This is a genomic window from Citrobacter sp. Cpo045 (genome assembly GCF_030332875.1).
Taxonomy (GTDB): domain Bacteria; phylum Pseudomonadota; class Gammaproteobacteria; order Enterobacterales; family Enterobacteriaceae; genus Citrobacter; species Citrobacter portucalensis.
Map to the genome: position 1 here is coordinate 72,264 of NZ_JAOWGZ010000076.1, position 19,946 is coordinate 92,209.

Consider the following 19,946-nt stretch of genomic DNA (forward strand, 5'->3'; position numbering starts at 1 on the left):
CTGCCGGATGGTAACGCTTTTGCGCCACCATCCGGTAATTCTCAATTGCGATTACGCATTACCCCTTCCTGCACGGTAGAGGCTACCAGCACGCCGTCCTGCGTATAAAACTCCCCGCGTACAAAACCTCTGGCGCCGGAGGCAGAAGTACTCTCGACGTTATACAACAGCCACTCATTAATATTGAACGGACGGTGGAACCACATTGAATGGTCAATGGTGGCGATCTGAATCCCTTTTTCCAGAAAACCAATCCCGTACGGTTGCAGCGCTACAGGCAGGAAGTTCAGGTCTGAGGCATAACCCAGCAGATATTGATGGACGCGCAGATCGTCCTGCAGCTCGCCGTTTGCACGGATCCATACCTGGCGCGCCGGAGGTGCGACGTGACCTTTTAAGGGGTTATGAAATTCAACCGGGCGCACTTCCAACGGACGATCGTTGATAAATTTTTCTTTCAACAGCGGCGGCAGCAAATGCGCCACTGACCGGGCAATTTCTGTTTCTGATTTCAGCTCATCGGGACCCGGCGCATCCGGCATGGTTTTCTGATGCTCAAATCCGTCTTCCGGTGCCTGGAAAGAGGCGGTCATGTAAAAAATGGGTTTACCATTCTGAATTGCGGCAACGCGGCGCGCGCTGAAGCTGTTACCATCACGCAAGACTTCTACATCATAGATGATGGGTTTTTGGCTATCGCCGGGGCGTAAAAAATAGCTGTGGAAGGAGTGCACCAGACGCTCTTCCGGTACGGTTTCTTTGGCGGCATACAGCGCCTGACCGACAACCTGTCCCCCAAAAACCTGACGTAACCCTAAGTCTTCACTTTGGCCCCGAAAGAGTCCTTCTTCAATTTTTTCCAGATTTAACAATGTCAGCAAATTTTTCAGCGCCAGACTCATACGTGCTCTCCAGGTTATATCGATCTCGCAGCGAGGTAGGCAGAGTATAACGCAATTTTGAAAGTGGTCCGATGGGTGCAATTGTCTGAATTAAAGGCCTATTACAGGCAAAAACAGCTGTCTTGTGCCACACTTAGTCACGTTATGTTTTTGTTAACCACTCTTCTGGCGAGGAAAGTTCTCGCTGGTGCATAGATGATAAGGAGAATTTAATGAAACTCGTGCACATGGTAAGTGGTTTAGCGGTTGCGGTCGCTCTGGCGGCCTGTGCTGATAAAAGTGCAGATATTCAGACACCTGCGCCAAGCCCTAATACGTCAATTGCTGACACACAGTCTAAAATTCAACAACCAAATGTTTCTGGTACGGTATGGATCCGCCAGAAAGTGGCCTTGCCACCCGATGCGGTGCTGACCGTCACGCTGTCAGATGCGTCGCTGGCCGATGCACCGTCAAAAGTGCTGTCGCAAAAAGCGGTCCGTACTGAAGGTAAGCAGGCGCCATTCAGCTTTGTATTACCATTTAACCCGGCAGATATTCAGCCTAACGCCCGTATTCTGCTGAGTGCGGCAATTACGGTTAATGACAAACTGGTCTTTATTACTGATACCGTTCAGACGGTCATTAATCAGGGTGGTACGAAAGCTGACCTGACGCTGGTCCCTGTACAGCAAACAGCAGTACCGGTTCAGGCAAGCGGTGGGGCAGCCACCACGGTGCCATCAACGTCACCAACCCAGGTGAATCCTTCTTCTGCCGTTCCTGCTCCCACGCAGTACTAAGGCAGTCGTAACCCTCTCCGCCTGGAGAGGGTTAGTACACCCAGCGATAGCGCTGTAAATCGATCTGCCCGCTTCCTGAAACCACTATTCCCTCTGCCAGCAACGCCTGACGCTGCCGTTGTAAGTCGGGGCCGGTCAGCGAAATGGCACCATGACGATTAACCACCCGATGCCAGGGCAAAGTGCTGCCTTCGGGGAGACGCTTAAGCACGCCGCCGACCTGGCGCGCAGCGCGCGGCGAACCGGCAAGCCTGGCAACATCGCCATACGTGGTGACGAAACCTTCGGGGATTGACGCGACGATTTGCCAGACGCGTTGGGGGAAAGTGTCTTGTATATCCATTATTTATTCCTGCGCTAATCCTCCAGCATAATGCCGAATGGTGAGGGAGTGAAGCCGCATTGCACAAGAAAACAGCATCCGATGCTGGATGGGTTGCAATTACAGGGTGCAGCAGTGATAATGCGCCTGCGCGTTGGTTAACAACGCTCTCAATGGGGGCTCTGTTGGTTCTCCCGCAACACTACTCTGTTTACCAGGTCAGGTCCGGAAGGAAGCAGCCAAGGCAGATGACGTGTGTGCCGGGATGTAGCTGGCAGGGCCCCCACCCAATTCTGCCGTCCGGCAATTTCCCTTCTTCCCTTCTTCCCTTCTTCCCTTCTTCCCTTCTTCCCTTCTTCTTGTCTTCTTTTCTTTGTCATCGTATTGTCATTTTATTGTCATCAAATGCTGTCAATGTGTTTCGGGGATGTTATTTGTTGCTTTTGCCGCCGCCATCGCGCTGTAACGACAGGGTCTTACATCCGGTGTGTTTTGGCTGACCACAAGGATTTTCTACGATGTCGACCGCTGTATTGAATGTCAAAATTGATGAGGCGCTAAAAGAAAAGCTTCGCCATTACGCTGAAGTGCATAACGAAAATTTAAGTGTTGCGACGGAAAAACTGCTGCTGATTGCGTTTACCGCCGTTGAAGAGGCAGGAGTCTCCGCTGAGGATATCGATAGCCAGCATACGGAAGAGTCCGTAGTTGAAGCACTGACTCCTAAAGAAATCAAAGCATTGCGCAGACTACTGAAGAAGAAAAAATGAAACAACAACCGCTCTCAACCGCCAGTAATTACGGCGAAGCTTGTGATTTACTACGCTCCGGTTATGTGAAACATGTCCGCCTGAGCTGGAATGTCGGCAGCGACGAGTTCTTCCGTATTGCCTCCGACTGGTGTGATGCTGGGGCAAAAATTAAGAAAGACGGTGAAAATTTCGTGATTTCACTGAAGGGTTTTCCGGTTCCCCCTCAGCGGTAATATCACCGGGACTCTTTCATCCATCCCGGCTTATAAGGGCGAGTCCTTTGACTCGTCGCTTAGATTATTTTGCGTACTTTCCCGCTGCTGGCCTGCAAACGCAGGTTATCCCAAATGGGTTGTAACACCCTGAAGGCGGCACGCGCTGTGTCATCCGGCAACGTGAAAGGCATACGCAAAAAACGATCGAATGCGCCATCAAGCCCAAACCGCGTACCGGTTCCTAATTGAATGCCTACGCTTTCGGCGCGCGTAGCGAATAGCGTTGCCAGCGTATCGGGCAGTTCAACCCAAAAAGAGAGTCCTCCCTGTGGCTGGGTAAACTGCCACTCCGGGAAATGTGCGTTCATCAGGCTCGAGCACAGATCGCGCTGCGATGTGAGTAGCCGTCTTCTGTCAGGAAGAAAGTCGGCGGCGTTATCCAGCAGCCAGCTGGTGGCGAGTTGTTCAAGCACCGGGGAGCCTAAATCGAAGGTGTCGCGGGTTTGTACCAGCGCCGCAATGGTTCGCGCTGACGCCCGGATCCAGCCCAGACGTAATCCCCCCCAAAAGCTTTTCCCGGCTGAACCCAATAGAATGATCGGCGCGTCGCGATTGAATGCGGCAAGCGGCGGCGGCGGCGGGGCGTCATACCACAGGTTCACCATCGTCTCATCGACCACCAGGGTAGTGCGGGTTCGTTCGGCAATATCCGCCACGACCTGGCGAGTTGCAGCGTCCATGCAACGCCCGGTCGGATTGTGAAAGTCCGGCATCAGGTAGGCCATTCTCGGTGCGGTTTGCGCGATGGTGGCGACCAGACCCGCGGTATCCCAACCGTGCTCGGGTAGCGACACGCCGACGGGGCGACAGGATGCGCCTTGAATCGCGGCAATCGCCAGCGGATAAGTGGGGTGATCAACCACTACGCGATCGCCGGGGCCGGTGAGCAAACGCAGGATCAGCGCCAGGCCGCTGACTGCACCATTCACGACCATGATTTCATCGGGCTGCGTCGGGAGCCCGCGATCGCAATAATGCTGAGCGATGGACTCACGCAATACCGACAGCCCCTGCGGCAAATACCCGGAGCTCAGCAAATGCTGTGGCATAGCAAACAGCGCCTGCTGGTAAGCCTGATGAATTTCGGGACCGGCACTTAGTGCCGCCGTGGACAAATCAAGCGCTGTGCCGGTGCTGGTCCGGGTTGGCACATGGCGAATATGTTCCGGCAGGATCACCCGTGAGCCGCTACCATGACGGCTTTCCAGATATCCCTCTTCACGCAGTTGCGCCATAGCGCTGGCGACGGTAGTTCGACTTACTTGCAGGACGACGGCGAGCTCGCGTTCACCCGGTAAGCGGCTATCCAGCGCCAGCCGACCATCGAGAATAAGCAGACGTAACGCTTCTGCCAGCTGTCGCCAGATGGGCGTTCGCGAGGGGCTTTCCAGCCAGTGTCCGAGCAGGCATTGCAAAGACTGACTTCCGTAACGGCGAGATGACATAACAGTCCACTTTTTGAAAACTGGACATTAATCATAGTGCCAATTGCGGTAAAGATGAAAGTTATCCGAGAGTGAGAGGGGAAAAGCATGCTGCGTCGTTTACTTCAGTTATATATCGGGCTGGCGCTGTACGGTGTATCGACGGCCATGTTTGTCCGTGCTGATTTAGGGGCCGATCCGTGGAACGTGTTTCACCTGGGTGTAGCCAATTTATTGTCGATGAATATCGGCGTGGTGATTATTGCCGTTGGCGTGTTGGTGTTGCTGGCGTGGATACCGTTACGCCAGCGTCCAGGCTTTGGCACGCTGAGCAACGTGATTATGATCGGGCTGGCGGCAGATGCCGCGCTGCTGGTGATTCCTGGATTTGAATCTCTGCTGGCGCGCAGCGGGCTGCTGGTGTCAGCGGTAATATTGAATGCGTTAGCAACCAGCCTGTACATTGGCGCAGGTTTTGGCGCCGGTCCGCGTGATGGTCTGATGACCGGTATCCACGCGCGTACCGGCTGGCCAGTACGACGAATTCGAACCGCAATCGAAGTGTCGGTGCTGCTTATCGGTTGGCTGCTGGGGGGAACCGTGGGGGTTGGTACGGTGCTGTATGCCTTGGCTATCGGACCGTTGATTCAGCTTTGCCTGCCGTGGTTTCGGCATCAGCCGCAGTCACGTACGCGTATCAGGAATGCACCTGGGGCGCGATCGCCTACTGGCGACTAAACTTAACCTCGACTGACGCGGCCGGAATCGGCTTGCCGCGCAGTACACTTCGGAGGTTTTTCTCATGAAGTATGTTGATGGCTTTGTGGTTGCCGTACCCGCTGAAAACAAGGAGGCGTACATTGCGATGGCGGCAAAAGCAGCTCCGCTTTTCAAGGAGTTCGGTGCATTGCGCGTAGTGGAGTGCTGGGCAGATGATGTCCCCGACGGCAAACTGACCGATTTTCGCATGGCTGTGAAAGCACAGGAGCATGAAGAAGTGGTATTCAGCTGGATTGAATACCCTTCCAAAGAGGTCCGCGATGCGGCGAATCAGAAGATGATGTCCGATCCCCGTATGAAGGAGTTCGGTGAATCTATGCCATTTGATGGCAAGCGAATGATCTACGGTGGATTTGCGCCCATTATGGAAGAGTGATGTGACTGGCTGTGCGGCGTGCCGCCAGCCATCTCAACATCAACAGCAATGTTAAAGCCGTTTTTCTGCCCACAGAATAAATTCCGCCTTCGGCAGCGCTTTGCTGTAAAGCCAGCCCTGACCGTACTGGACGCCATGCTGGCGTAACCAGGCTTCCTGATTCTCGGTTTCGATACCTTCCGCCACCATCTCCAGCTTCAACGTTTTTGCTATCTCGATGATATGCGGCGTCACGTTGTTGTACTCCAGTGCATCAACGAACGATTTGTCTATCTTCAGGATGTCGACATCCAGATCCTGTAAATAGCTCAGGCTGGAATAGCCGGTGCCAAAATCATCGATATAGATCGAGTGGCCTGCCTGACGGTATTTAGCAATAAACGGCGCGCTGTTTTTCGGGTCGGCAAACTCGCGTTCGGTTAGTTCCAGCGCGATTTGCGTAGGCTTAAGTTGCCAGTGGTTCACTTTCTGACTTAACAGAGCAGGAAGCGTTTCGGAGGCCAGATCGGCTGACTCAAGGTTGATGGATATATGCTGCTCCGGATGCTGACGCAGCCATTTACCTAAATCTTCAAATACGCTTTCAATAATCAACCGTGTGAGAGGCTCTGTCAGCCCGGTTTCTTGCGCCAGCGCGACGAAAATTTCCGGCGACAGATAACTTCCGTCAGCCTGTTGCCAGCGAGCCAGTGCTTCAGCCCCGACGACTTTTCCCGTTTTGAGCGAGATAATCGGTTGGTAGTAGACCTTGATATCCCGATGCTGGATAGCGTCCTGTAATTGGTGATGGGGCGACTGTAAGCGGCGCAAAATGCGCAAAACAAAGGCGGCGGTGAGCAATCCGATAAGAATGCCTGCCGGAAGCCAGATCAGCGCCTGTCGGTGCCAGGTTTTTTGTAACGGCAGGGTAGATGCCCAGGTTACGATCGTGATACCCAGTTCCGGGAAGGGGCGAGCGTTAAAAATATTGCCATCCTTCTGAAAATGGGTAATCGAGCTCTCTTGTTTTACATGCTGTAAAACGTCCGATGGCAGGTTGGCGCTACTGGCAACGACTATGTTGCGCACGGTTCCAATGATAGTGACTTCAATCGGCCATGAGCCAAACGGGATGACGTCAATAAAAGAGCCCGGATCGACCATCACAACATAATGTTCGCTCCCTAATGCTGCCATAAAGCGCTTGATGCCCAAATCGTTTTGCGTAGTAAGCCATGCGCGATATCCATCAGGCGTGACTTTCATCGCTGATGGAAACGCGGCGGCCTTACTTCTTTTTTCCAGGGATGAGCATTGTGGAACATTATCTTTGAGGTACAGCACCTCCTGAATATAGCGATAGCTATAGGACAAACGACGCATTTCCAGCAAATGCTCGTCACTGCAAGGCACTCCCTGAAAAGCTTCAATATTGCGTAATGCTTTTTTCGCCTGCTCGCCTACGCGTTCCGTACGTAATGCGACTCGAGTTGAGAACATGTCGAGTTCATCGATAAATTTCGTTTCGACCTGACGATGTGCCAGCCACAGGCTTAAACCTACAGGCGCGAGGATGGAAAGGAACAGTACCCCAGTCACCAGGCTTATCAAATGTCGTGTTGTCACAGTGATATCCTTATTTACACAGCGTAGGGAAAGTATATCCGAAACCCCAAAAAGCTATTCGATTGGCATCATATATTTACGGCCATTTATCATCCCGTTTGACTCCCTGTAGCGTAAATCAGGTTGTGGTTTGTACAAGAGTGGTGTATTTTGATGGTTATGTTATAACGTAACAAATTGAGGTTGCCATGAAACCGGATATTCATCCTTTTTACCGTACCGTAGTGTTTCACGATACCAGTGCCAATGAATTCTTTAAGGTCGGTTCGACCATCAAGACTGAGCGTGAAATTGAGTTTGAGGGGAAAATGTACCCGTACGTGACCCTCGATATCTCTTCTAAATCACATCCGTACTATACCGGGAAACAAAAAACCTTTGATAATGAAGGTAGTGCAGCACGTTTCCAAAAACGGTTTGGTCATTTTATTGGCGTTAAGCGGGGTTAAAATGCAGGTACTCAATTCACTTCGCAGCGCAAAACAGCGCCATCCTGACTGCCAGATAGTAAAACGCAAAGGGCGTTTGTACGTTATCTGCAAAACGAATCCGCGCTTTAAAGCAGTACAGGGGCGTAAAAAAAGACGTTAGTTTCTTTGCCAGCATTTCAGGGATTAAAGTGCGTTACCTTCGCAGGAACGCACTTTTTTTATCTGTGCTGAGATGCCGTTACTGGCTGGTCTGGGCGCGGGTAAGCGTAAAGACATCGTAAAACGAGAGTTCGCCTTTGCGCGATATCATCTTTTGCAGCTGTGCTTTATGTTCGCTATCCACGGACGGTGAGTGCAGGATAGTATCGATGAGAGAGGAGGGGACAAAGCGAGTGTTGTACCATTCTCCGTTATAGCAAACTCTAAAATCCAGAACGTCGATATCTTCAAAGCGGTATCGTGGCGCAACGTCGAAAAAGAAAAAGCCGTTGAGTACAACGAACAGCACCACCAGCAGCCATACTGAATCGACTAACGTTTCTGACTGTAGCATCACCGCCAACGTGGCAAACCACGCAACATACATGCCGATAAACAGCCCTGGGTGTTTGCGAATAAAGCTGATGCTAAAGCGCGGTTTGTTGTCGCGCTTCTCGCGAATATTTAAGTCGTCGATTGTTTCAGTAAGCAGGCGCTGTATTTCTGTCATCTCTTGCCTTCGTGATATCTGCAAAATTCAGGAGGGATCGCCCTATTATAAAAGGGGATACCCTTTGATGAAAGTAACAGATTAACCGCAATTTAGCATAACAGTTACATTTAAGATCACAGCGTTTTGATGATCCTTGCGGGATTGCCCCCAACCACGGTGTTTGCCGGAACGCTTTTAGTGACCACTGCGCCTGATGCCACAACCACGTTATCGCCCAGCGTGACGCCGGGATTGATCACTGCACGGCCACCTATCCAGACATTATTGCCGATAGTCACGGGCTTTCCGAACTCCAGGCCACTGTTGCGCTCGGTAGCATCCAGCGGATGGGTCGCGGTATAGATATGAACGCCTGGTGCCAGCATGCAGTTGTCGCCAATATGAATTGGACAAACGTCGAGCATAACGCAGTCGAAATTAGCGTAAAAGTCTTTACCAAGATAGATGTTATAACCGTAATCACAACGGAAAGAGGGTTCAATATAGGCTCCCTCACTCTGACCTAACAGATCGTGCAGGATTGCCTGACGCTCATTTTTTTCATCGGGAGCGGTGAGATTGTAGCGATGGATCAACTGACGAGCGCGTAGTCGGTCACTGCGCAGCATTTCATCTGCCGGGCGATAGTATTCGCCGGCGATCATTTTTTGCTTTTCATTACGCATTACGAATTCCCTGTGTACTGAAGGTTATTTCAGCACAGTAAAACGTAATGCAAACAAGGGGAACGTTCCCGCTTCTTTGCTGTGATCATAGTCACGCGATTTGAATTAAATAACCATTGTAAATACGAAAATGGTCAGCCAGACAACGGTACCGCTATACCTGACTTAACCTTGAGTGCAATTAGCGAATGAATTTCCAAACAGAAGTTGGAATCTTGTCGTAAAGCTTATTCATGGTCAATTCAGCAAGGCGATGATCTGCTGCTGAGTAAAATACAGCCAGTTCGTTGTCGGACAATTCATATTTATTTTTTTCAATAACGCGCTCTAGCGTATCAATTGTCTGGCAACGTCGCAGGCGCATCAAATAATCTGTTTTAGTTAATGGTTTATCGGACATAACTCTTACCTATGATTGTAATAATTTTTAACAAGACAAACTAACAGGATTAGCCCTGGTGGCATTGACAAAACAGCGAAACAGTCGATTACCTGACTTCCGCCATTTCTGCAGATCCTGCGTATTAATACCATAACTGCTGAACAACATAAAAGTGTCATCCAGGTATTCATCTATCTGCGCGATCAGCTTATTGTCCTCATTGTACTTAATTTTATAATTAAGTGCGAAGGTTGCAATATGCTCTATCAGTTCATTGAGCTGCAAGCTGGTTGCAGAGGTAGGGTCATTAACCCAGCCATGGTTACTTTGTTCAAGGTTTGCAAGACAGTCATGATACAGAGTTTCGCAGAGAAATTTAAGCTGCGCGATATCATGTCTTTTGGGTGAGTATTCATCCATAACGCATCCCCTTCTTAGTGGCTTAAACTAACCGAACACCTTTCGGGATGGATACAACAACTACCTGGAACTTGCCCGCGACTCCTGATGATTTAACTATAATCTACTCTAAAAAAGATTTCATCGTCATATCACGAAAAATTACAATTATGTAAAATTATGATGCTACGTCATTTTTACATTTTAACAGATAAATGCCGCTATTCGAAATGGGACAATTTCTTTATTCTTCGGGCAATCATCGGGTTATCTTGTTTAGGTTTAGCAACGAAAGGCAACAACCGACAATGTGAACCAGTGGATAGGATTAATCTTAATATTTATTAAAGTAAATAAGAACTCTCGCTGTTTTTTTAAGAATAGCCTTTAAGGCTGCAAGGATTATATCGCTTATTTATCCGATAGAAAATAAACGGAATGGCAATAAGTGATTTTTATGATTTTTCCAGAAAAAAGGCCGCTTGCGCGGCCTTATCTTTAGAGATGTATCAATGATGCTCTACTGAGTGGCTATGCTCAATATCTTCATTTTTGCGGCTAAAGCGGCGGCGTACCACCACAAAGAACACCGGAACAAAGAAGATCGCCAACACGGTTGCCGTCACCATCCCGCCCATTACGCCAGTACCAACGGCGTTCTGTGCACCGGAACCTGCGCCGGAGCTGATGACCAGCGGCATTACGCCCAGAATAAAGGCCAGTGACGTCATCAGGATTGGACGTAAACGCATGCGTACTGCGTCCAGCGTCGCCTCTATCAGACCTTTACCTTCTTTATCCATCAAGTCTTTGGCGAATTCGACGATAAGTATCGCGTTCTTCGCCGACAACCCAATGGTTGTGAGCAGGCCTACCTGGAAGTAAACGTCGTTGGTCAGGCCGCGGAACGTTGCTGCCAGCAATGCACCGATAACACCCAGCGGTACAACCAGCATTACGGAGAACGGAATTGACCAGCTCTCGTACAGCGCTGCCAGACACAAGAACACGACGATCAGTGAAATGGCATACAGGGCAGGGGCCTGGTTGCCGGACAGTCGTTCCTGGTAGGACATACCGGTCCAGTCATAACCGATACCGGATGGCAGTTTGCTGGCCAGTTGCTCCATCATGGCCATGGCTTCACCGGTACTTTTACCCGGAGCGGCCTGGCCTAAGATTTCCATGGACGGCAGACCGTTATAGCGTTCCAGACGCGGTGAACCGTATTCCCAACGTGAGGTAGAGAAGGCGGAGAACGGTACCATCTGTCCATCGCTGCCGCGGACGTACCAGTTTCCAATATCTTCCGGCAACATACGGTATTTCGCTTCAGACATGACGTAAACTTTCTTCACACGACCACGGTCGATGAAGTCATTCACGTAGCTTCCGCCCCATGCTGCACCCAGCGTTGTATTAATATCACTAATGGAAACGCCCAGAGCCTGCGCTTTTTCCTGATCGATATCGATCTTGAACTGCGGCGTATCTTCCAGACCGTTAGGACGAACACCGACCAACAGATCAGGATGCTTCGCGACTTCACCAAACAGTTGGTTACGCGCCTGAGTCAGCTTCTCATGGCCCAGACCTGCCTGGTCAATCAACTGGAAGTCAAAACCGGTCGCGGTCCCTAACTCCACAATCGCTGGCAGGTTAAAGGCAAAGACCATCGCGTCTTTGATCTGCGAGAATGCGCCCATTGCACGTTGAGTAATCGCTTCAACTTTGTTCTCTTTACCTGGACGTTCACTCCAGTCTTTCAAAGAGACGAATGCGATACCGGTGTTCTGACCACGACCTGCAAAACCGAAGCCGTTAACGGCAAACACCGATTCAACGTTCGCTTTTTCTTTGGTCAGATAGTAATCCGTCATTTCGTCCAGCACCTTCTGGGTACGCTCTTGCGTTGCACCCGCTGGCAGCTGAGCCATAGACAGGAATACCCCCTGATCTTCATCTGGCAGGAACGAACTTGGCAGACGAACGAACAGATAGGCCATGCCCACAACGATGATCAGATACAGCGCCAGATAACGACCGGTGCTGCGCAGAATACCGCCTACGCTATCGGTGTAATGGTGCGTACTCTTATCGAACATGCGGTTAAACCAGCCGAAGAAGCCTTTTTTGCCTTCTCCGTGATCGCCTTTAGCAATCGGTTTGAGCATGGTCGCACACAGGGCAGGGGTCAGAATCAATGCCACCAGTACAGACAACGCCATCGCGGAAACAATGGTGATGGAGAACTGACGGTAAATTGCACCGGTAGAACCCCCGAAGAACGCCATTGGGATAAATACCGCTGACAGTACCATCGCGATACCCACCAGTGCGCCCTGAATCTGGCCCATTGATTTACGCGTTGCTTCCTTCGGCGGTAGTCCTTCCTCAGCCATTACACGTTCAACGTTCTCGACCACAACGATGGCGTCATCCACCAGCAGGCCGATGGCGAGCACCATCCCGAACATCGTCAGGGTGTTTATCGAGAAGCCGAAAATCGCAAGGACGGCAAACGTACCCAAGAGCACCACCGGCACGGCGATAGTCGGAATCAGCGTCGCGCGGAAGTTCTGCAGGAACAGATACATTACCAGGAACACGAGGATGATTGCTTCCGCCAGCGTTTTCACTACTTCGTGAATAGATATTTTCACGAACGGCGTGGTGTCATACGGGTAAACGATCTTCAGACCTGACGGGAAGAACGGTTCCATCTTCTTCAGTTCATCGCGGATAGCGTTTGCTGTATCCAGGGCGTTAGCACCTGTCGCCAGCTTGATACCCAGACCGGATGCCGGTTTACCGTTGAACTTCGCAATGATGTCGTAGTTCTCACCGCCCAGTTCCACTTTCGCCACGTCACGCAGACGAACCTGGGAACCATCCTGATTCACTTTCAGCAGAATTTTGCTGAACTCATCAGCGGAGGTCAGACGGGTTTGCGCGATGATAGACGCGTTAAGCTGCTGGCCTTTCACCGGTGGCGTACCACCTAATTGACCGGCTGCAACCTGGGCGTTCTGCGCTTTGATGGCGCTGATTACATCAACCGGCGTCAGCTGGAAGTTGTTCAGTTTGTTCGGATCCATCCAGATACGCATCGCGTACTGAGAACCGAACAGCTGAACATCACCCACACCTGAAGTACGGCTGATGGCATCCTTCATGTTGGCGCCAACGTAGTCGGAAATATCCTCCTGCGTCATGGTGCCGTTGGTGTTGATAACACCGACAACCATCAGGAAGCTGCTGGATGACTTCTCAACGCTAACCCCTTGTTGCTGTACTTCCTGAGGCAGCAACGGCATGGCCAGCTGCAGTTTGTTCTGCACCTGTACCTGCGCGATATCCGCATCAGTACCAGACTGGAAGGTTAGGGTGATCTGCACGGTACCCGTGGAGTCACTGTTAGAGGACATGTACATCAGGTTATCGATACCGTTCATGTTCTGTTCGATAACCTGCGTAACAGTATCCTGTACTGTTTTGGCATCAGCGCCAGGGTAGGTCGCGGAGATCGTCACTGCTGGCGGTGCAATAGTCGGATATTGCGCTACCGGCAATTTGAGGATCGCGAGCCCCCCTGCCAACATGATGATAATGGCGATCACCCACGCAAATATTGGGCGATCGATAAAGAAATTAGGCATGTCTTAACGGCTCCTGTTTAAGTTAAGACTTGGACTGTTCAGGCTGGCTACCGCTTTGGCCTTGCTGGTTGTTATCAGCGGTGATTTCCTGCGCTTTTACCTGCGCGCCAGGACGTACTTTCTGCAGCCCAGTGACAATCACGCGGTCGCCCGGCTTAAGTCCATCAGTGACTAACCATTTGTCGCCAATCGCTTGTGCCGCGACAATTTGACGAGTTTCAACTTTGTTGTCTGCACCGATAACCAATGCACTGGCATCGCCACGCGGTGTACGGGTAACGCCTTGCTGTGGAACCAGTAATGCCGTTGGGTTAATCCCTTCTTCCAGACGTGCGCGAACGAACATACCCGGCAGTAAGGTGTGATCCGGGTTAGGGAAGATGGCGCGTAACGTAATCGACCCGGTAGTTTGATCAACCGTCACATCAGAAAATTCCAGCGTGCCGGACTGCGGGAATTTAATGCCGTCATTGGTTACCAGTTCGACTTTCGCTTTGCCGTTCTCTTGCTTCAGCGTGCCGTTGGCCAGCTCTTGTTTCAGGCGCAGGAAGTCGTTGCTTGACTGCGTCACGTCCACGTAGATCGGGTCCAACTGTTGAACGGTCGCCAGCGCGGTCGCTTGACCGTTTTGCACCAGAGCACCTTCCGTAACGGATGATTTACCAATGCGGCCGCTGATCGGCGACGTCACTTTGGTATAGGCCAGATTGATGCGTGCAGTTTCTACCGCGGCTTTCGCGGCGACAACGGCGGCGTTTGCCTGCTGTGCGTCTGCCAGCGCGCTATCATAGTCCTGTTGACTGATGTACTTGGTACCCAACAGTTTCTGATAACGTTTAACCGTCAGTTGAGCGATATTTGCTGCGGCTTGTGCTTTGGCCAGATCGCCTTTTGCGCTTTCATAAGCGGCCTGGTAAGTTGCAGGATCAATCTGATAGAGAGATACACCCGCTTCGATATCGCCACCTTCCGTGAAATTACGCTTCAGGATAATACCGCTAACCTGAGGACGAACTTCTGCAATGCGAAACGCACTGGTGCGACCCGGAAGCTCAGTTGTTATCTGTAGAGGTTCAGTTTTGAGCGTAACAACTCCAACCTCTGGCATCTGCTGGCCCCCTTGTTGGGCCTGTTTGTCGTCACATCCTGTTAGCGCTAAGCTGCCTGAGAGCATCAGAACGACTGCCAGAGGCGTTAACCCTCTGTTTTTGTTCATATGTAAACCTCGAGTGTCCGATTTCAAATTGATCAATGGCTTAAAGCCCATAAACCCATTGCTGCGTTTATATTATCGTCGTGCTATGGTACATACATTCACAAATGTATGTAAATCTAACGCCTGTAAATTCACTGACATATGGCACGAAAAACCAAACAACAAGCACAGGAAACACGACAGCATATTCTCGATGTTGCTCTGCATTTGTTTTCGCAACAAGGGGTATCATCCACCTCGCTTGCGGAGATCGCAAAAGCCGCTGGTGTCACGCGCGGCGCAATCTATTGGCATTTCAAAAACAAGTCGGATTTATTCAGTGAAATCTGGGAGCTAGCAAAACCTAACATTGATGAGTTAGAGACTGAGTATCAGGCAAAATTCCCCGACGATCCACTATCAGTATTAAGAGAAATTTTAATTTACGTTCTTGAAGCTACCGTGACAGAAGAACGCCGACGTTTGTTGCTGGAAATTATATTCCACAAATGCGAATTTGTCGGGGAAATGGCCTCTGTTCAGTTAGCTCAACGCCATCTTTGTATTGAAAATTACGATCGTATCGAACAAACATTGCGGCACTGTATGGATGCCAATATGCTGCCGGAAAACCTGAACACCCGTCGCGTGGCGGTCCTGTTGCGCAGCTATATTACCGGAATCATAGAAAACTGGTTATTTGCCCCCGAATCGTTTGATCTGAAAAAAGAAGCTCGGGAATACGTCGCTGTGCTGCTGGAGATGTGCCTTATGTGCCCAACTCTGCGGCTTGGCGTGGCGGAAATCCACTAAACGTTTTGGGCCTGTACCAGGAATTCTCCTGGTCGTTTTGCCTGCTGCTATTCTGCCGGTCACAGCCGTGATATTCTTGCCGCTTGACTATTTTCGGTCACTTTTCCGGTTCAGAAACGTTCATTCTCATGACTATGTTGCAGCTCTATAAACGTTCCCAGCATCTTATTGCTATTACCATTCTTTTCTTCATTCTCTTGCTATCTTGCCAGTCGTCTGCTTTTGCGCGGGCGCAACAGAGTGGTGAACTGCCGACGAAAGCGGATATTCAGAGCCAACTGGACGCACTGAGTAAACAAAAAGATCTCTCCGCGCAGGATAAGCTGGTCCAACAGGATCTCATCGATACCATCGCCACGTTGGATAAAATCGATCGCGTGAAAGATGAGACCGTACAGCTTCGCCAGAAAGTTGCCCAGGCACCGGAGAAAATGCGTCAGGCGACGGATGCGTTAAATTCGCTCAGCGATGTCGATAACGACGATGAAACGCGAAAAACGCTGAGTACACTCTCCTTGCGACAGCTTGAGTCGCGTGTGGCACAGGTTTTGGATGACCTGCAAAGTGCGCAAAACGATCTTGCCGCTTACAACAGCCAACTGGTGTCGCTCCAGACACAGCCAGAGCGTGTGCAGAATGCGATGTACACCGCGTCGCAGCAAATGCAGCAAATTCGTAATCGACTCGATGGCAACAATGTGGGAGAGGCTGCGTTACGCCCCAGCCAGCAGGTGTTGCTGCAGGCACAGCAGGCGCTGCTGAGTGCGCAGATCGACCAACAGCGTAAGAGCCTCGAAGGTAATACTGTTTTGCAGGATACCTTGCAAAAACAACGTGATTACGTAACAACTAACAGTAACCGGCTTGAACATCAGCTCCAGCTTCTGCAAGAAGCGGTGAACAGCAAACGACTGACGTTAACCGAAAAGACAGCTCAGGAAGCGGTAACGCCGGATGAAGCCGAGCGTATTCAGTCAAATCCGTTAGTGAAGCAGGAACTGGACGTTAACCATCAGCTAAGTCAGCGTCTGATAGCCGCGACCGAAAACGGCAACAACCTGATGCAGCAGAATATCAAAGTCAAAAACTGGCTTGACCGCGCGCTGCAATCCGAACGCAACATTAAAGAACAGATTGCCGTCCTGAAAGGCAGCCTGCTGCTGTCGCGTATTCTGTATCAGCAACAACAAACGCTGCCGTCGGCGGATGAACTTGCCGATATGACCAACCGGATCGCCGATTTGCGTCTGGAACAGTTTGAGATAAACCAGCAGCGTGATGCGCTATTCCAGAACGATGCGTTTGTCGCCAAACTGGAAGAAGGGCACAGCAACGAAGTGAATGGTGAAGTCCATGATGCCCTGCTGCAGGTTGTGGATATGCGCCGTGAACTGTTGGATCAGCTGAACAAGCAGCTGGGCAACCAGTTGATGATGGCGATTAACCTGCAAATCAATCAACAGCAGCTAATGAGCGTGTCGAAGAACCTGAAAGGGATCCTCACGCAGCAAATCTTCTGGGTAAATAGTAACCGTCCGATGGACTGGGACTGGATCAAAGCCTTCCCGCAAACGCTAAAAGACCAGTTTAAGTCGATGAAAATCACAGTGAACTGGGAAAAAGCCTGGCCCGCCGTCTTTATTGCGTTCCTGGCGGGGCTGCCGCTGCTGCTTATTGCCGGGTTAATCCGCTGGCGTTTGAAATGGTTGAAAGAGTATCAGGCGAAATTAGCCGCCGCAGTAGGGAACCTGCGTAATGACAGTCAGCTCAATACACCAAAAGCGATTCTGATCGATCTGATCCGAGCGTTACCTGCGTGCCTGATTATCCTCGCCTTGGGCCTGATTCTGCTTACCATGCAGTTGAATATCAGCGATCTGCTGTGGGCGTTCAGTAAGAAGATGACAGTCTTCTGGCTGGTGTTTGGTCTGTGCTGGAAGGTGCTGGAAAAAGATGGCGTGGCAATTCGTCATTTTGGTATGCCAGCGAAACAGACCAGCCACTGGCGCCGCCAGATCGTGCGTATTAGCCTGGCGCTGTTACCGCTCAACTTCTGGTCGGTCATTGCTGAGCTGTCGCCGCTTAATTTGATGGACGATGTGCTGGGTCAGGTAGTTATTTTCCTCAACCTGCTGCTGATCGCCTTCCTGGTATGGCCAATGTGTCGTGAAAGCTGGCGCGACAAAGAGTCGCATGGCTTGCGTCTGGTTACCATTACTGTCCTCTCAATTATCCCGATTGCATTAATGGTGCTGACGGCGACAGGGTATTTCTACACCACGTTGCGCCTGGCCGGTCGTTGGATTGAAACGGTCTATCTGGTTATCCTTTGGAACCTGCTGTATCAGACGGTACTGCGTGGATTGAGCGTGGCGGCACGTCGTATCGCCTGGCGCCGTGCCTTAGCGCGTCGTCAGAACCTGGTGAAAGAAGGGGCGGAAGGAGCCGAGCCGCAGGAAGAACCGACCATTGCGCTTGAGCAGGTTAACCAGCAAACGCTGCGTATAACAATGCTGGTGATGGTTGCGCTGTTTGGTATTCTGTTCTGGGCAATTTGGTCCGATCTAATTACCGTGTTCAGTTATCTCGATAGCATTACGCTCTGGCATTACAACGGCACCGAAGCGGGAGCTGCGGTGGTGAAAGACGTCACCATGGGCAGCCTGCTGTTTGCGATTATTGCCTCAATGGTCGCGTGGGCGCTGATCCGTAACTTACCCGGCCTGCTGGAAGTGCTGGTGCTGTCGCGACTGAAGATGCGTCAGGGCGCTTCGTATGCGATCACCACGATCCTTAACTACGCGATCATCGCCATCGGCGCGATGACGGTCTTCGGATCGCTCGGTGTTTCATGGGATAAGCTACAGTGGCTGGCAGCAGCCCTGTCGGTTGGTCTTGGTTTTGGCTTGCAGGAAATCTTCGGTAACTTTGTTTCGGGTCTGATTATTCTGTTTGAACGCCCGGTCCGCATCGGCGATACCGTGACTATCGGTACGTTCTCAGGAACGGTCAGCAAGATCCGTATCCGTGCCACCACCATTACCGACTTCGATCGCAAAGAGGTGATCATCCCGAACAAAGCATTTGTGACGGAGCGTTTGATCAACTGGTCGCTTTCCGATACCACCACGCGTCTGGTGATCCGCATCGGCGTGGCCTACGGTTCGGATCTGGATAAAGTGAAGAAAGTGCTGCTGCAGGCGGCGATGGAACACCCGAAAGTGATGCACGATCCAGAGCCTGCGGTGTTCTTTACCGCCTTCGGTGCCAGCACGCTGGATCATGAACTGCGTTTATACGTGCGTGAACTGCGCGATCGTAGCCACACGGTTGATGAACTGAACCGTGCGGTCGATCGTTTGTGCCGTGAAAACGACATTGATATCGCCTTTAACCAGCTCGAAGTGCATCTGCATAACGCGAAAGGTGATACCGTGACCGAGGTTAAGCGTGACATCATTAAAGGTGATGATCCGACGCCTTCGGTAGGTTAAGTTGCAATCAGGGCGGCATATTTGCCGCCCTGATTGCATTTAGTGCACCAGCGCGACCAGTTCTTCCTGCGTCAGGCCTGTAAGGTGCGTAATCAGCTCCAGTTCCAGGCCGCGGGCGAGCATTTTTTGTGCGATATTACGCGCTTCAACCTGCCGACCTTCTTCTAACCCTTTTTCCAGCCCTTGTTGTATGCCTTCCACTCTGCCTTTTTCTTCCAACCATTCGGCAATCGTCATCAGCTGTTCCTTGTACTGTGGCGCACTCTGCGCCAGATGGCGGACAAGTACGCCGGGTTCCGTGGTATTTCCTGCTTTAAGCATGTAATTAATCAAAACGTCGATTTGATATTCTGTCAGATGCTCTTGTGTTAAGAGTGTGACCAGTTGATCCAATAGCTCACTCAGATCCCGTCGACGAATATGTTTTTGCAGGAGTTCCAGCATCGCTACCCGTTGATGCTGCAAGATCTGATTATCTGGCATTACGGTCAGGTCTACCAGTGTAAATTCATTGCCGTAAAGCGCTTTCGCAAGCTTTGGTTCGCTAAACAGGTGATGCCAGTTAAGGGTATAAGGCCACGGACTTTCCATACCATGGTAAAACAGGATAGGAACGACCAGAGGTAATGTCTTATGCCCGGCGTTAAGATGGTGTTGCATGGCGGCAATTGCGTAGCGCATCAGGCGAAAGGCCATGAATTTATCGGGCTTACTCTGATGTTCAATCAGTGCGTAAACGTAGCTGGGTCCATGTGTTGTTTGCAGGGAATAGAGGATATCTGAATAGCTGGTATGTAAATCGTCCTCAATAAAGCTGCCTGATTCCAGCGTTAATGTATCCATATCGCATATATTGAGAAATGCTTCAGGCAAATGGATCTGCAAAAAATCTCGGGCAACCTCCTTTTGCGTCAGCATTTGCCGAAAGACCGCGTCGTGGGGTGTGGTGGGGAGTCGTTCCATGATCTGTCCGTTATC

The 19,946-nt window shown here is 50.9% G+C and carries 19 protein-coding genes, 1 other RNA gene and 1 pseudogene; 10 read left to right on the plus strand and 11 right to left on the minus strand.

The genetic code is table 11. The annotated features are described in order from the left end of the window. Positions 1–41: 41 nt before the first annotated feature. Entirely contained in the window at positions 42–902 is an 861-nt protein-coding gene (gene tesB, locus OGY13_RS04055) for an acyl-CoA thioesterase II (protein ID WP_003831027.1), read from the minus strand. A gap of 212 nt (positions 903–1,114) precedes the next feature. On the opposite strand from tesB, the gene OGY13_RS04060 reads away from it, so the two are divergent. Then, a complete protein-coding gene (locus OGY13_RS04060; RefSeq protein WP_003021666.1) occupies positions 1,115–1,684 on the plus strand; it encodes a YbaY family lipoprotein in 570 nt (189 codons plus the stop codon). 31 nt (positions 1,685–1,715) lie between these two features. Here the strand turns inward: OGY13_RS04060 and OGY13_RS04065 are convergent. Continuing rightward, positions 1,716–2,105 (minus strand): annotated as a pseudogene (locus OGY13_RS04065) (MGMT family protein). An 84-nt stretch (positions 2,106–2,189) separates the two neighbouring features. On the opposite strand from OGY13_RS04065, the gene ffs reads away from it, so the two are divergent. The 3 genes from ffs to OGY13_RS04080 all read left to right on the plus strand — a co-directional run bounded on the left by ffs (position 2,190) and on the right by OGY13_RS04080 (position 2,991). Further along, an RNA gene (gene ffs, locus OGY13_RS04070) (signal recognition particle sRNA small type) lies at positions 2,190–2,286 on the plus strand. A 238-nt stretch (positions 2,287–2,524) separates the two neighbouring features. Further along, positions 2,525–2,776, plus strand: a complete 252-nt coding sequence (locus OGY13_RS04075; RefSeq protein WP_003831029.1) for a hypothetical protein — start codon at positions 2,525–2,527, stop codon at positions 2,774–2,776. Further along, a complete protein-coding gene (locus OGY13_RS04080; RefSeq protein ID WP_008783956.1) occupies positions 2,773–2,991 on the plus strand; it encodes a hypothetical protein in 219 nt (72 codons plus the stop codon). The genes OGY13_RS04075 and OGY13_RS04080 overlap by 4 nt, the downstream gene beginning before the upstream one ends. Positions 2,992–3,050: 59 nt before the next feature. On the opposite strand, the gene yczR is transcribed toward OGY13_RS04080, so the two are convergent. Then, positions 3,051–4,478 (minus strand): MocR-like transcription factor YczR, encoded by a 1,428-nt coding sequence (gene yczR / locus OGY13_RS04085; RefSeq protein ID WP_137377095.1) that lies wholly within the window; start codon positions 4,476–4,478, stop codon positions 3,051–3,053. Between the two features lie 87 nt (positions 4,479–4,565). Between yczR and yczE the strand changes: the two genes are divergently transcribed. Both yczE and OGY13_RS04095 read left to right on the plus strand, forming a co-directional pair. Next, positions 4,566–5,195, plus strand: coding sequence for a membrane protein YczE (yczE, locus tag OGY13_RS04090; protein WP_032942547.1), 630 nt, complete (start codon positions 4,566–4,568; stop codon positions 5,193–5,195). A 64-nt stretch (positions 5,196–5,259) separates the two neighbouring features. Further along, entirely contained in the window at positions 5,260–5,613 is a 354-nt protein-coding gene (locus tag OGY13_RS04095) for a DUF1428 domain-containing protein (protein ID WP_008783959.1), read from the plus strand. 51 nt (positions 5,614–5,664) lie between these two features. Here the strand turns inward: OGY13_RS04095 and pdeB are convergent, their stop codons facing one another. Then, positions 5,665–7,218 (minus strand): cyclic di-3',5'-guanosine monophosphate phosphodiesterase PdeB, encoded by a 1,554-nt coding sequence (pdeB, locus tag OGY13_RS04100; protein WP_103284816.1) that lies wholly within the window; start codon positions 7,216–7,218, stop codon positions 5,665–5,667. A gap of 188 nt (positions 7,219–7,406) precedes the next feature. Here pdeB and OGY13_RS04105 point away from each other — a divergent pair, with 188 nt between their 5' ends. Both OGY13_RS04105 and ykgO read left to right on the plus strand, forming a co-directional pair. Beyond that, complete coding sequence (locus OGY13_RS04105) at positions 7,407–7,667, plus strand: type B 50S ribosomal protein L31 (protein WP_008783961.1); 261 nt, start codon at positions 7,407–7,409, stop codon at positions 7,665–7,667. A 1-nt stretch (position 7,668) separates the two neighbouring features. Next, positions 7,669–7,809, plus strand: a complete 141-nt coding sequence (gene ykgO, locus OGY13_RS04110; RefSeq protein WP_005125190.1) for a type B 50S ribosomal protein L36 — start codon at positions 7,669–7,671, stop codon at positions 7,807–7,809. Positions 7,810–7,887: 78 nt separating this feature from the next. On the opposite strand, the gene OGY13_RS04115 is transcribed toward ykgO, so the two are convergent. From OGY13_RS04115 to acrA, 6 genes are all read right to left on the minus strand, one after another. After that, the gene (locus OGY13_RS04115) at positions 7,888–8,358 is read right to left on the minus strand and encodes a YlaC family protein (protein ID WP_020996574.1); all 471 of its coding nucleotides are present in this window, start codon (positions 8,356–8,358) and stop codon (positions 7,888–7,890) included. Between the two features lie 116 nt (positions 8,359–8,474). Beyond that, positions 8,475–9,026 (minus strand): maltose O-acetyltransferase, encoded by a 552-nt coding sequence (gene maa, locus OGY13_RS04120; RefSeq protein ID WP_008783963.1) that lies wholly within the window; start codon positions 9,024–9,026, stop codon positions 8,475–8,477. A 181-nt stretch (positions 9,027–9,207) separates the two neighbouring features. Beyond that, positions 9,208–9,426, minus strand: a complete 219-nt coding sequence (gene hha, locus OGY13_RS04125; RefSeq protein ID WP_002892050.1) for a hemolysin expression-modulating protein Hha — start codon at positions 9,424–9,426, stop codon at positions 9,208–9,210. A 27-nt stretch (positions 9,427–9,453) separates the two neighbouring features. Continuing rightward, complete coding sequence (tomB, locus tag OGY13_RS04130; RefSeq protein WP_003021733.1) at positions 9,454–9,828, minus strand: Hha toxicity modulator TomB; 375 nt, start codon at positions 9,826–9,828, stop codon at positions 9,454–9,456. Between the two features lie 488 nt (positions 9,829–10,316). After that, positions 10,317–13,466: an efflux RND transporter permease AcrB gene (gene acrB, locus OGY13_RS04135; protein ID WP_008783964.1), complete on the minus strand. Its 3,150-nt coding sequence runs from the start codon at positions 13,464–13,466 to the stop codon at positions 10,317–10,319. A 22-nt stretch (positions 13,467–13,488) separates the two neighbouring features. Continuing rightward, entirely contained in the window at positions 13,489–14,682 is a 1,194-nt protein-coding gene (gene acrA, locus OGY13_RS04140; protein WP_003831044.1) for a multidrug efflux RND transporter periplasmic adaptor subunit AcrA, read from the minus strand. Positions 14,683–14,823: 141 nt separating this feature from the next. Between acrA and acrR the strand changes: the two genes are divergently transcribed. Together acrR and mscK are read left to right on the plus strand one after the other, a co-directional pair. After that, a complete protein-coding gene (gene acrR / locus OGY13_RS04145) occupies positions 14,824–15,474 on the plus strand; it encodes a multidrug efflux transporter transcriptional repressor AcrR (protein WP_003831045.1) in 651 nt (216 codons plus the stop codon). Positions 15,475–15,602: 128 nt separating this feature from the next. Continuing rightward, entirely contained in the window at positions 15,603–18,968 is a 3,366-nt protein-coding gene (gene mscK / locus OGY13_RS04150) for a mechanosensitive channel MscK (RefSeq protein ID WP_213752449.1), read from the plus strand. Between the two features lie 39 nt (positions 18,969–19,007). Here the strand turns inward: mscK and OGY13_RS04155 are convergent, their stop codons facing one another. Next, positions 19,008–19,931: an Rpn family recombination-promoting nuclease/putative transposase gene (locus tag OGY13_RS04155; protein WP_213752448.1), complete on the minus strand. Its 924-nt coding sequence runs from the start codon at positions 19,929–19,931 to the stop codon at positions 19,008–19,010. Positions 19,932–19,946: the final 15 nt, after the last annotated feature.